Raw genomic sequence first — 12592 nt, 5'->3', positions numbered from 1 at the left:
CCTATTCAGGAAATATCTCAAAACCAGCACAATGTAGTGGACTAATAATACTAAAAATAGGTTTATTTAAAGTAAAAATCTTAGTAATATTCATCCTTTCCGCAATAGCAACAATCGTTGCATCCACAAAGTTTAACTTACTATCAGTATATTGGTCTAGAATCTCCATCACCCTTTTTAAATCAGTTTTATCAATCCCTTCAATAATGACATTACTATTAGCTAATTCAGTTAAAACCTGTCTTGTTGTCGGATATCCTAACCGAGAAGCAAGCAAATGACAAACTTCAGGTAAAACTGTTGTTGGTAAAACCAATACTTCCTTTGAATCAACTATAACATCAAGGATACGCCCATAATTTTCGTCCTTAATATCAACAATTGCCACTAAGAAACTTATATCTAAAATAGCCGTCATAATTATTTATTTACCTCATGATTAAATTCCTTGATACCTCTAGTTGGAACAATTTCCAGTTCTCCGTTTTCTGTATCTCTGTCTGATAAATTGGATTCACTAGACTCTCCTATACCAGCAATACTTAATAAAAAATTACTCTCCCCTGGTTCATTATTAATAGCCGCAGGAGTTAAATTAAGCTTAAAAAGTAAAGATTCAATAAAATCAGCTAATTCAGGAAGTGCTGCCAGTGGAAGTTCATTAATAGCTTGAGATAATTGTTCGTGGGTGAGACTTACAGAATCCATAATTGATATCATCCTTCTATCGAAATAACTTTTATCTGTTTTCAAAGAAATTGGTATTAATTTCTTCTTGGTTTTCCTATTCTTATATAAATTTAGTTTCTATTGTTATATAGTAACGCAATTATTCCCCATGCAAACACAAAAACCATTTGTTAGTCTAATTCGGGTTAAACCCTTAAACCAATTAAGTAGAACGGCTTGAATAATTCAAAGTTTGTAGTGAGGAATTTATTCGTCATTTGAGGGCTGAAGCCCTCACTACGAAATCATCTCCAGATTTTTTACATTACTTAATCTACTTTGATTTATTTTCGTCTACTTACTTAGATGTAAAGTTGCACAGAATCATAAAATTCATTAATTAATTCATCCATTTTTATCTGCGTTTATCTGCGGTCAATTATTCTTAAAATCTTATCCAACTCCTGGATATTGACTGGCTGTACTATTAAGAAATATAAATTAATTGTAAAAAATATCCTAACTCCCTTGTAAATATAGGCTTTTGAGGAATTTGTCATTATTTATTAGCCAAGGCTTGACATTATTTATGGTAAATACTACCATAAATAAAGAGACATTCTTGGTAGGGGCATCTCAGATGACAACTTTCCTAGATATAGACTATGAAAGGAAAAATCCCGAATTAAATCTCAGTTGTGAGGATTATAGCTTACTAACAGACCTTTATCAGCTAACAATGACAGCTTGTTATGTTGGTGAAGGTATAGAACAGAAGCAAGCGAGTTTTGAATTGTTTGTCAGACGCTTACCTGATGGTTTTGGCTATTTAATAGCTATGGGTTTAGCCCAAGCTTTGGAATATTTGACTAAATTCCGGTTTAATGACAGTCAAATTGCTGATTTGCAGTCAACGGGAATTTTTACCCACGCAAATGAGCGTTTTTGGCAGCTTTTGCGGGAAGGTTGCTTTACTGGAGATGTGTGGGCAGTTGCGGAAGGAACAGCGATATTTGCAAATGAACCTATACTGCGAATAGAAGCACCCTTATGGCAAGCGCAAATAGTAGAAACATATCTTTTAAATACTCTGAATTATCAAACTCTAATTGCCACCAAAGCCGCAAGATTAAGGGATATAGCGGGAGAAAAAGCCACACTTTTAGAATTTGGTACACGCAGGGCTTTTAGTCCCCAAGCCTCTTTATGGGCAGCGCGGGCGGCTTTGGCAGGTGGTTTAGATGGTACTTCCAATGTGTTAGCGGCGCTACAACTAGGACAAAAACCAAGTGGGACAATGGCACACGCTTTAGTTATGGCTTTATCAGCGTTAGAAGGGAGTGAAGAACAGGCTTTTACGGCATTTCATCAATATTTTCCCGGTGCGTCATTACTAATTGATACGTATGATACCGTTGCTGCCGCGGAGAAATTAGCAGAAAAAGTCAATTCTGGAAAATTAGAATTATCTGGAGTCAGGTTAGATTCTGGGGATTTAGTTAGTTTATCAAAACAAGTGCGATCGCTCTTACCGAATATCTCAATATTCGCCAGTGGTGATTTAGACGAATGGGAAATTAGCCGACTTAAACAAGAAGGAGCAGAAATTGATAGTTATGGATTAGGCACAAAATTAGTTACAGGTTCACCAGTCAATGGAGTTTATAAACTTGTAGACATTGAAGGAATTCCCGTCATGAAAGAATCAAGTGGTAAATTCACTTATCCAGGTAAAAAACAAATTTTTCGATCCTTCTTAGATGGTAAAATACATAAAGATAGATTAGGCTTAACAGAAGAAAAATCTGACCATGAAAAATCTTTATTACAGTTAGTAATCAAAGCAGGTAAACAATTACAAACACCAGAAACTTTAACAATCATTCGTCAACGAACTGCGGCATCAGTTGCTAGTTTACCAGCAGAAACAAGAAGAATAGAAAATCCCACTTCCGTCAAAATTGAAATATCAGAACCATTACAGAAATTGACAAATAAAACGAAAAAAAGAGATAAATTAATATAATTTCTCTTACCTCTGCGTCCTCTGCGTCTCTGTGGTTCGTTTAAATTACTCTAAAAATTGCAAAAAAGCAGAATCAAAAATCATGAAAATAGCCTTATTTGGTACAAGTGCTGATCCGCCAACTGCTGGGCATTTAATAATTCTCAAGTGGCTATCTAAACATTATGATTGGGTGGCTGTATGGGCGGCGGATAATCCTCTAAAATCCCAACAAACGCCTTTACCGCACAGGGCAGCAATGTTAGAACTGTTAATTAAAGATATCAATGTTGCTAACCAAAATATTGCCTTAGAACAAGATTTGAGTAGTTGGAAAACTCTAGAAACTGTAGGTAAAGCAAAATTAAAATGGGGAGAAGATATTGAATATACTTTAGTAATTGGGGCTGATTTAGTCAATCAATTGCCGCGCTGGTATCATGTTGAAGATTTATTACAACAAGTGCAATTACTGGTAATTCCCAGACCAGGATATATAATAGATGATTCTAGTTTAGAAAAAGTTAAACAAATCGGAGGAAAAATTAAAATTGCAAATTTAATTGGTTTAGATGTTTCCTCTACCGCCTTTCGTGAACAAGGAGATATTAATACTCTCACACCTCCCGTCATTGCCTATATTCATCAACAGCATTTGTACGAATGCCAATACGTAACCAAAAAAAGATTCTAAACTCCATAAATCAACAACCTTTAGCTGACTTTAAAGTTGGTGTTGATAATGTGATTTTTTCTGTAGATACTGCTCAAAATCGGTTGTTAGTTCTCTTGGTTATGCGACAGCAAGAACCATTCTTAAATGATTGGAGTCTTCCTGGTACTTTAGTCCGTCAAGGAGAATCTTTAGAAGATGCTGCTTATCGGATTATGGCTGAGAAAATAAAGGTAAATAATCTTTATTTAGAACAACTTTATACTTTTGGTGGTCCAAACCGTGACCCCAGGGAAAAAATTGATAGCTATGGAGTCCGTTATTTATCAGTTAGTTACTTTGCTTTAGTCAGATTTGAAGAAGCAGAATTAATTGCCGATAAAGTGGCGGGTATTGCTTGGTATCCTGTCAAACAATTACCACAATTAGCATTTGACCATAATGAGATTATTACCTATGGACATAGAAGATTAAAAAACAAATTAGAATATAGTCCTATAGCTTTTGAAGTCTTACCAGAAACTTTTACTTTAAACGATTTGTATCAACTATACACTACAGTTTTAGGAGAATGTTTTGCCGATTATTCTAATTTTCGAGCGCGGTTACTCAAATTGGGCTTTTTATCCGATACTGGCATTAAAGTATCACGAGGTGCCGGTCGTCCTGCAAGTTTGTATAGGTTTGATAAAGAGGCTTTTGCACCATTTAAAGATAAACCTTTGGTGTTTATTTGAAGAAGGCAAGAGGCAAGAGGCAAGAGGCAAGAAGGCAAGAGGCAAGAGGCAATAAGTAAGAAGGCAAGAGGCAATAAGTAAGAAGGCAAGAAGGCAAGAGGCAAGAGGCAATAAGTAAGAAGGCAAGAGGCAATAAGTAAGAAGGCAAGAAGGCAAGAGGCAATAAGTAAGAAGACAAGAGGCAAGAGGTAAGAGGAATTTAAGATATTATATTAGGTTGAAAGAGGAAGTTAAAATGGCGGAAATAAATGATTTTAAAGATTTACTTATTTGGCAGAAAGGTATGGATATAGCTGAAAAATGCTATTTTTTAACTAAAAACTTTCCTAAAGAAGAAATTTATGGCATGGTTCAACAAATTAGAAGATCATCTGTTTCTATTCCTGCTAATATTGCAGAGGGTTATGGAAGAAGATCGTCTAGAGATTACGCGAGATTTTTAAATATAAGTCAAGGTTCAATTAATGAGTTGGAAACGCATCTTATTGTATCAGAAAGAATCGGATTATGTACTTTGAATGAAATTGATTTGATTATTAAATTGCTTCACGAAGAAACTCGAATGATTATTGCTCTTATCAAAAAATTAGAGTTATAAACGATTGTACCACGCACCTCTTGCCTATTCCCTTTTTTATGATCATGAAAATCGCTATCGCTCAAATTAATCCTATTATTGGTGATTTACTAGGAAATACTCAAAAAATCCTGGAAATGTCACAACAAGCAGCATCAGAAAATGTTCGTTTATTATTAACACCTGAATTATCTATTTGTGGGTATCCACCAAGGGATTTATTATTAAATCCTAGTTTTGTGGAATCAATAGATAAAACATTGCAAAAATTAGCTGAAGATTTACCTGCAAATTTAGCTGTATTGGTGGGAACTGTGGTTAAAAATTCCCAAGCGCACATTTCTGGAGGGAAAAATTTATTTAATAGTATGGCTTTATTAGAAAATGGCAAAATCCAGCAATTTTTCCATAAAAGGCTATTACCAACTTACGATGTTTTTGATGAAAAACGCTATTTTGAACCAGGACTACAAGCCAATTCTTTTAAATTAGATAATCTTCATATTGGTGTGACAATTTGCGAAGATTTATGGAATGATGAGGAATTTTGGGGTAAGCGGAGTTACGCAGTTAATCCCATTGCTGATTTAGCAAATTTAGGAGTTGATTTAATTGTTAATTTATCTGCTTCACCCTACACTGTTGGTAAACAACATCTGCGAGAAGCGATGTTAAAACATAGTGCAGTTAATTTTCAACAACCAATTATTTATACAAACCAAGTTGGCGGAAATGATGATTTGATTTTTGATGGACGCAGTTTTGCTTTAAATAAACAAGGTGAAATTGTTTGTCGTGCTAAAGGTTTTGTATCTGATTTTTTGACCGTTGAATTTAATTCTGATAAACAGGATTTACAATTAGGTCATATTTCCCCCATTGATGAATCTGAAGATGAGGAAATTTGGAATGCTTTGGTTTTGGGAGTTAAAGATTATGTGGGTAAATGTCGCTTTTCTAAAGTATTGTTAGGTTTAAGTGGGGGAGTTGATTCTGCTTTAGTAGCTGCCATTGCGACTGCGGCATTAGGAAAAGAAAATGTGATTGGTGTGTTAATGCCTTCTCCCTATAGTTCAGAACATTCTATTAGTGATGCTTTAGCATTAGCAGCAAATTTAGATATTCAAACCCAGATTTTACCTATTGGGGAATTAATGCAAAGTTTTGATAAATCTCTTGGTGAGTTATTTGCTGGAACAGAATTTGGGATTGCGGAAGAAAATCTCCAATCTCGAATTCGTGGTAATTTATTAATGGCAATTTCTAATAAGTTCGGTTATCTGCTTTTATCTACTGGCAATAAATCGGAAGTTGCTGTTGGTTATTGCACTCTTTATGGTGATATGAATGGCGGTTTATCGGTGATTGCTGATGTTCCTAAAACCCGCGTTTATTCCCTCTGTAAATGGTTAAATTCCCATCAACAAAAAGAAGTTATTCCCGAAAATATTCTCACCAAAGCACCCAGCGCGGAACTTAAACCGGGTCAAGTTGACCAAGATTCCCTACCACCTTATGAAATTTTAGATGATATTCTCGACCGTTTGATTCATCAACATCAATCAGCAGCAGAAATTATTACCGCAGGTCATGAACCGGCAATTGTAGATAGGGTATTACAATTATTATCCCGTGCGGAGTTTAAACGCCGACAAGCTGCACCGGGATTAAAAATCACTGACCGTGCTTTTGGGACTGGTTGGAGAATGCCTATTGCTAGTAGTTGGTCTGTGTTGCGGAATATATAGGACTTTATTTTTACTGGAGTTTTTTAACGAACCACAGAGGCACAGAGTTCACAGAGGAAGAAAAAGGAGGATAAGTATATATTTATGGGGTGGTTGTATTTGATTTAGGAAAGGTGACAATCTTTGTTTTAGCTACTATTTACCTAAAAAAGAATTTTTTTGTTTAGGTATAGCTATAAAATACTAAAAGTTGGTATGATTTACATCTTTTGATAATTCAATAGTTAAAGTTAGAAAATTTAATTTAATAAATAATTTAACTAATCACTCTATTATCAACGCAAATAAACAAATTTATTTGAGGTTGTTAGTTTTTCCTGAAGCTAGAATTGGTATGTTACAGATTTTCATTGCTGTGTGTGATGCAGATAAACGGCGGGAAAATATTATAGCTAACACAGCTACTAATTAAATAGACTACTATCTTTAATTTTTGTTTCTTTTAACATTAAGATTGTATTGCTATACAAAATTAATGTATAACTATACAAAAGCAATGTATAGTTTTACAGTTTTATTGGATTAAATAACAGATTTATAATTTTATTTAACAAAAATTATGTATGGTAAGCTTTAGAGATGTGATGTACTACGGGTTAGAGTGGAACGCAGATGAACGCAGATGAACGCAGATAATTTTGTATCTCATTAGACTTTTTTGGTAAAGATTGTAGAGACGTTCCATGGAACGTCTCTACACCTTATGGAACGTTTTTACCCATATTCCGCACTTCACAATGTAGTATCCATCTTTTCAAGAATTATTCCTAACAAGGGTTAAATTGTTCAATATTAATACCTAAAATGATGGATAAAATATGTGTTTTATTAAATGATAAAAAATAAAATTATGGAAATATTTGCGTATTACAAAATGAAGTGCGGAAGGTGGGTTTTTATAAAGGTTTCAATGACTTAAACTCTTGTAAGGACAACTTATGAATTGTCTCTACATTCTTTTTTGAAGATATCTATTTAAAAATTAAAATTTATTTTTGTAAAGCAGAATTACCAGGTCGTGTATAAATGCTATACTATCTCAAAATGATACTTTAACCAATATTACAAATGGAACCATTAACAACTGGTGGTATTGCTGTTGCGACGGTACTTGCTACTAAAGCATTGGAAAAAGTTGGCGAAAACATTGGAGACACTTTATCTCACAAAACTCAGCAGTTTTTGGAAGTGTTGAAACAGCGACTACCTGGAACTTTCGCAGCTATTGAACAAGCACCAGAACAACTCCTTAATTATAATCAAGCTGTAATGGAAATAGAAACCGCAGCGAAAGCAGACCCTAATATTAGTCAAGTTATTCAGGAATTAACCCAGTTAGCAGAAACTAACCCACCTAAAGATTTAGAAAAATTTCTCAAAGAGATTCAAGCAGCTTTTGCAAATTCTCAACAACCCCAAGGGACAATTTTTAATCAAAACTTCCAAAAAGCTATGAACGTAGCGCAAAATCAAACAATTGACCAAAGCGGAAGCACGTTTAATATTTGACTGGACTCGTCCGACGGGAAACGGACAAAGTTAACTCCCACTAAAGATATACCCTATCGTGGTTCTGTTCATTTTGTCGGACGAGAAACAGAACTGACAACTATCCATGAAGATTTGCGACGGGGAAATTATGTAGCAATAACCGGAATGGGTGGTTTGGGTAAAACTGAATTAGTTACTCAATACGCTAGACAATATCAAGATCATTATGATGGCATAATTTGGTTTAATGCTAGACAACGTATTCTCGCAGCAGAAGTATTTGAACTTTTTACATTAAAATTCGGTCTAGAAATTCCCCAAACTCAGGGAGAAAAGCCGCTAACTCTCAAACAACAGGTAGATTGGTGTTGGTTACAATATCCAAAAACACAAAAACCTGTTTTAATTGTCGTTGATGATTTAACTGATTTAACACAGTTACGAGAAGTTGTTCCCAAAGAAAAACGCTTTCGGGTTTTGATAACTACTCGACAACAACATTTAGACCCTAATTATATTCAAGAACTACCTTTAGAGGTTCTATCACAAGAAGCAGCATTAAAACTTTTACAAAAGCAATTGGGAAAAAATCATCAGCGATTTGACGATGAACTAGAAACCGCTACAGAAATATGTGAGTTTTTGGGAAATTTACCTTTGGGGATAATTTTAGTCGGAAGTTATTTAACAAAAGATTTGGGACTTTCTCTAGCTCAAATGTTAGAACGATTGCAAAAACGTAAGTTAGCGGAAACAGCTTTACAAAAGAGAGAAACTATCAATAAAAATCAATTAGGAATTAAAGCCGCTTTTAATTTAACTTGGGAAACACTGGATACTCAAACTCAATATCTGGGAGCATTTTTAAGTTTATTTTCTCCTCAGTTTATTCTTTGGGATTTGGTAGTTTGGGTGATTGAGTTTGAAGTAAAGAATGAGGAAAAACAACTAATTTGGACAGAAGAAGAATTAACTACCTCTAAAAAAAGACTTTATCAAGTTAACTTTTTACAAACAGGACAAGAATCACCAGAAGCTTATACAATTCATAATTTAGTGCGGTTGTTTTTGCAAGAACAGTTAGCAGAAGTTGGAGAAAAGCAGCCAATTCTCGAAAGAACTTTTATTACTCCTATGATAGCCTTTGCTAAAGGACTTCCTCAATCACCCACTTCTCAAGATATTGAAATTTTCCAGTTAGTTGTTGTTCATTGGGAAGATTTAGGAAAACGGTTAATAGATGAAATTAACCAAGAAACAGTAGCAGAGAATAATTTACCAGTATCTATGGTTGCTGATGAAATCTGTTGGGTATTTGAAGGGTTAGGAAGATTTTATCAAGGACAAGGATTATATCAAGTAGCAGAATTTTGGTATCAGCAATTAGTAAAAGTTTGTCAAATTGTATTTACAAATGATCATCCTTATGTTGCTACTAGCTTAAACAATTTAGCAGGTCTTTACCGTAATCAAGGAAAATACAGTGAAGCTGAACCTCTCTACCTTGATGGTTTAGAAATGACAAAGCGGCTATTTACAGGGGATCATCCTTATGTTGCTACTAGCTTAAACAATTTAGCAAGTCTTTACTATAGCCAAGGAAAATACAGTGAAGCTGAACCTCTCTACCTTAATGGTTTAGAAATGACAAAGCGGCTATTTACAGAGGATCATCCTTATGTTGCTACTAGCTTCAACAATTTAGCACTTTTTTACCATAACCAAGGAAAATACAGTGAAGCAGAACCTCTCTACCTTGATGCTTTAGAAATGAGAAAGCGGCTATTTACAGGCGATCATCCTGATGTTGCTAATAGCTTAAACAATTTAGCAAATTTTTACTGTAATCAAGGAAAATACAGTGAAGCTGAACCTCTCTATCTTGATGCTTTAGAAATGACAAAGCGGCTATTTACAGGCGATCATCCTGATGTTGCTTCTAGCTTAAACAATTTAGCAAATTTTTACTGTAATCAAGGAAAATACAGTGAAGCTGAACCTCTCTATCTTGATGCTTTAGAAATGACAAAGCGGCTATTTACAGGCGATCATCCTGATGTTGCTTCTAGCTTAAACAATTTAGCAAATCTTTACCATAACCAAGGAAGATACAGTGAAGCAGAACCTCTCTTCCTTGAAGCTTTAGAAATGAGAAGGCGGCTATTTACAGGCGATCATCCTGATGTTGCTTCTAGCTTAAACAATTTAGCAAATCTTTACCATAACCAAGGAAGATACAGTGAAGCAGAACCTCTCTTCCTTGAAGCTTTAGAAATGAGAAAGCGGCTATTTAAAAGCGACCATTCTGATGTTGCTGCTAGTTTAAACAATTTAGCAAATCTTTACGATAAACAAGGAAGATACAGTGAAGCAGAACCTCTCTACCTTGATGCTTTAGAAATGATAAAGCGGCTATTTACAGGCGACCATCCTTATGTTGCTACTAGCTTAAACAATTTAGCATTTTTTTACAATAGCCAAGGAAGATACAGTGAAGCAGAACCTCTCTACCTTGAAGCTTTAGCTATGTCTGAACGAGTGCTAGAAACTAATCACCCCACTACAATAACCGTTCGGAACAATTTGCAAATTTTACAACAGCAACTCATACCTCGTTTCTTTTATAAACGTTTGTTGAATAATCTATTAGCCGTGTTAACTTTACTATTGCATCGTTTACGGCTACTAATTAAACGTATCATTATCTTTTCCTGGCGTTTGTTTCGACGTTAACAACAGCTTACTAAACTTTAATAAAGTATCACTATACAGTTTTATTGTATTGCATTACAAAGATAAATTTTTATTTAACAGTTAAATTTCCCATATTCCGCACTTCATTTTGTAATATGCGAATATTTCACATCTTTTTCTTGACTGAGCTTTGAACTCAGTAACTTTTGTTTCTTATCTGTCCCCTGTTCCCTTTTTTTGTAATTAAGGAATGTTAAGTAATTGGACAAAAATATTTACAGTCATTGCGAGCGAAGAGAAGCAATCACAACCGTTGCGATTGCTTCATTTCACTTCGTTCCATATGGCTAACGCCACGCTACGCTAACGCAATGACATTGTGTAATTAATTCTGTCTCACTACTTATTGCTTAATAACTAAGTTTGTTCTCCTGGGATTAATTCCTTCTACATTTTTTCTACAAATTGATGGAACAATTTCTCCGATTTTCTTGCTACCCTCAAAGTAGAGTTCAAGTTCCAAACAACAAGGTGGCAAAAGATCAGCCGCTGTGTTGTATTAATCAAACTCCTCAGAAATAGGGAGTATGGGAGGGGAAATATGCTCAATGTTGTGCGTCGTAGTCAAATTATCGGTTCAATAGCCATAGATAGCTCGACATCTGCTCGTTTTGCTGAGTTAGAAGAAGTCTGGCTGGATGATTCCGGGCGTATTGCCTATTTTTCGGGTGAGGAAGCTTATTTACCAGTACAGGGAATTGCTGGAATAGGTATGGGTGCGGTGTCAATTTATTATCATCCAGTGCCAGACATTCCAGACAATCTTCACCGCTTGCATCAAATTACGGTTGAATCTGCGCTGGGTGAAACTCAAGGTTGGGTGGAAGATTTTTTATTTGGAGACTTCCAAATAAAAAAATGTCCCAAAACTGATGCAGAAATTCTCTCTCTGTGTACTCTGTGCCTCTGTGGTTCGTTTCTTAGGATAATTTATTTCTTGGAAGTCTCTTGATTGGCAAACTGGAGAAATCGCCGCTTATATTGTCGCTGGAGAACGGCACCCTTGCTAGGAGTATTGAAGCACTACTCACAGCCCAGGCCCGTCCAGAAATAATTATTGCTGCTACTCACGGGCTATTTGTCCAGGATGTACGGGCTAAATTAAGTCATCCCAGCATCAAGGCTGTTTTTGTCACCGACACTGTAACACCAAAAGAAACCGACTGGCAGCAATTAAAAATTGTCTCAGTTGCGCCTTTAATTGCTACTGCTATTCAACGATTTACGATCAAATCTCCGGCCTCCATTAGTGATTTATTTTAATAAAGAGGTATAAAATATGTTGCAAAGATTTCGTAATCGGACGCAAGCCGGTAAACTGTTAGCTGCCCAGTTAACAGAGTATGCCAATCGTGCAGATGTTTTAGTATTGGGGCTTCCTCGTGGCGGTGTGCCTGTGGCTTATGAGGTGGCAAAGGAACTTGATGCCCCATTAGATGTCTGCTTGGTGCGGAAACTCGGTGTACCTGGACACAAAGAACTTGCCATGGGTGCGATCGCCACCGGAGGGGTGCGTGTAATTAATGAGAATGTCGTTGATTGGTTGCGGATTTCCCCAGAAACTATTAATCAAGTAGCAGCTATCGAAATGCGGGAATTAGACCGCCGTAGCCATACCTATCGGGGTAATCGCCCCCTACTGAAAGTCAAAAATCATACTATTATTCTAGTTGATGATGGCATTGCTACGGGTGCTACTATCCGAGCAGCGATCGCTACATTGAAAAAGCAACAGCCCGGTAAACTGGTGGTTGCAGTTCCAGTTGCAGCAGCATCTACCTGTGAAGAACTGCAAGCAGAAGTAGATCAGGTTGTGTGCGTAATGATGCCAGAAGATTTGTGTGCCATCGGTATTTGGTACGAAGATTTTCAGCAAACAACCGACACAGAGGTATGTGAACTGTTGACAAGGCAAAAATTACTAAGTAGGTGAGCGTT

Annotated in this window: 12 protein-coding genes; 10 read left to right on the top strand and 2 right to left on the bottom strand. The window is 35.8% G+C overall.

Translation table 11 applies throughout. The features are described 5' to 3' along the window. Window position 1: 1 nt before the first annotated feature. Together AA650_RS17610 and AA650_RS17605 are read right to left on the bottom strand one after the other, a co-directional pair. Window positions 2-418 carry a type II toxin-antitoxin system VapC family toxin gene (locus AA650_RS17610; protein ID WP_053540001.1) on the bottom strand — a complete coding sequence of 139 codons (417 nt, stop codon included), beginning with the start codon at window positions 416-418 and terminating at the stop codon, window positions 2-4. A gap of 2 nt (window positions 419-420) precedes the next feature. Further along, window positions 421-708, bottom strand: a complete 288-nt coding sequence (locus tag AA650_RS17605) for a hypothetical protein (protein ID WP_053540000.1) — start codon at window positions 706-708, stop codon at window positions 421-423. A 601-nt stretch (window positions 709-1309) separates the two neighbouring features. Between AA650_RS17605 and AA650_RS17600 the strand changes: the two genes are divergently transcribed. The 10 genes from AA650_RS17600 to AA650_RS17555 all read left to right on the top strand — a co-directional run bounded on the left by AA650_RS17600 (window position 1310) and on the right by AA650_RS17555 (window position 12587). Further along, window positions 1310-2695, top strand: a complete 1386-nt coding sequence (locus AA650_RS17600; protein WP_053539999.1) for a nicotinate phosphoribosyltransferase — start codon at window positions 1310-1312, stop codon at window positions 2693-2695. Between the two features lie 82 nt (window positions 2696-2777). After that, the gene (locus AA650_RS17595; RefSeq protein ID WP_053539998.1) at window positions 2778-3368 is read left to right on the top strand and encodes a nicotinate-nucleotide adenylyltransferase; all 591 of its coding nucleotides are present in this window, start codon (window positions 2778-2780) and stop codon (window positions 3366-3368) included. Further along, window positions 3338-4084, top strand: coding sequence for an NUDIX hydrolase (locus AA650_RS17590; protein ID WP_053539997.1), 747 nt, complete (start codon window positions 3338-3340; stop codon window positions 4082-4084). The genes AA650_RS17595 and AA650_RS17590 overlap by 31 nt, the downstream gene beginning before the upstream one ends. A 235-nt stretch (window positions 4085-4319) precedes the next feature. Then, a complete protein-coding gene (locus AA650_RS17585) occupies window positions 4320-4682 on the top strand; it encodes a four helix bundle protein (RefSeq protein ID WP_039200180.1) in 363 nt (120 codons plus the stop codon). Window positions 4683-4726: 44 nt separating this feature from the next. Further along, window positions 4727-6409 (top strand): NAD+ synthase, encoded by a 1683-nt coding sequence (locus AA650_RS17580; protein WP_053539996.1) that lies wholly within the window; start codon window positions 4727-4729, stop codon window positions 6407-6409. 1068 nt (window positions 6410-7477) lie between these two features. Continuing rightward, window positions 7478-7918 carry a hypothetical protein gene (locus AA650_RS17575; RefSeq protein WP_053539995.1) on the top strand — a complete coding sequence of 147 codons (441 nt, stop codon included), beginning with the start codon at window positions 7478-7480 and terminating at the stop codon, window positions 7916-7918. 114 nt (window positions 7919-8032) lie between these two features. Then, entirely contained in the window at window positions 8033-10633 is a 2601-nt protein-coding gene (locus AA650_RS17570) for a tetratricopeptide repeat protein (protein WP_234413219.1), read from the top strand. A 562-nt stretch (window positions 10634-11195) separates the two neighbouring features. Further along, entirely contained in the window at window positions 11196-11606 is a 411-nt protein-coding gene (locus tag AA650_RS17565) for a hypothetical protein (protein ID WP_190383779.1), read from the top strand. Next, window positions 11603-11917 carry a hypothetical protein gene (locus tag AA650_RS17560; RefSeq protein WP_053539993.1) on the top strand — a complete coding sequence of 105 codons (315 nt, stop codon included), beginning with the start codon at window positions 11603-11605 and terminating at the stop codon, window positions 11915-11917. The genes AA650_RS17565 and AA650_RS17560 overlap by 4 nt, the downstream gene beginning before the upstream one ends. Before the next feature lie 16 nt (window positions 11918-11933). Next, complete coding sequence (locus AA650_RS17555) at window positions 11934-12587, top strand: phosphoribosyltransferase (protein ID WP_053539992.1); 654 nt, start codon at window positions 11934-11936, stop codon at window positions 12585-12587. Window positions 12588-12592 lie beyond the last annotated feature (5 nt).

The sequence above is a fragment of the Anabaena sp. WA102 genome, from assembly GCF_001277295.1.
Taxonomy (GTDB): domain Bacteria; phylum Cyanobacteriota; class Cyanobacteriia; order Cyanobacteriales; family Nostocaceae; genus Dolichospermum; species Dolichospermum heterosporum.
This window is presented reverse-complemented; position numbering and strand designations above follow the sequence as displayed.

What these genes read in the sequence shown, in the direction of transcription:
- AA650_RS17580 (WP_053539996.1), top strand. Translation starts at nt 4,727, where the DNA reads ATGAAAATCGCTATCGCTCAAATTAATCCTATTATTGGTGATTTACTA.
- AA650_RS17585 (WP_039200180.1), top strand. Translation starts at nt 4,320, where the DNA reads ATGGCGGAAATAAATGATTTTAAAGATTTACTTATTTGGCAGAAAGGT.
- AA650_RS17565 (WP_190383779.1), top strand. Translation starts at nt 11,196, where the DNA reads ATGCTCAATGTTGTGCGTCGTAGTCAAATTATCGGTTCAATAGCCATA.
- AA650_RS17605 (WP_053540000.1), bottom strand. Translation starts at nt 708, where the DNA reads ATGGATTCTGTAAGTCTCACCCACGAACAATTATCTCAAGCTATTAAT.
- AA650_RS17595 (WP_053539998.1), top strand. Translation starts at nt 2,778, where the DNA reads ATGAAAATAGCCTTATTTGGTACAAGTGCTGATCCGCCAACTGCTGGG.
- AA650_RS17610 (WP_053540001.1), bottom strand. Translation starts at nt 418, where the DNA reads ATGACGGCTATTTTAGATATAAGTTTCTTAGTGGCAATTGTTGATATT.
- AA650_RS17590 (WP_053539997.1), top strand. Translation starts at nt 3,338, where the DNA reads ATGCCAATACGTAACCAAAAAAAGATTCTAAACTCCATAAATCAACAA.
- AA650_RS17575 (WP_053539995.1), top strand. Translation starts at nt 7,478, where the DNA reads ATGGAACCATTAACAACTGGTGGTATTGCTGTTGCGACGGTACTTGCT.
- AA650_RS17600 (WP_053539999.1), top strand. Translation starts at nt 1,310, where the DNA reads ATGACAACTTTCCTAGATATAGACTATGAAAGGAAAAATCCCGAATTA.
- AA650_RS17555 (WP_053539992.1), top strand. Translation starts at nt 11,934, where the DNA reads ATGTTGCAAAGATTTCGTAATCGGACGCAAGCCGGTAAACTGTTAGCT.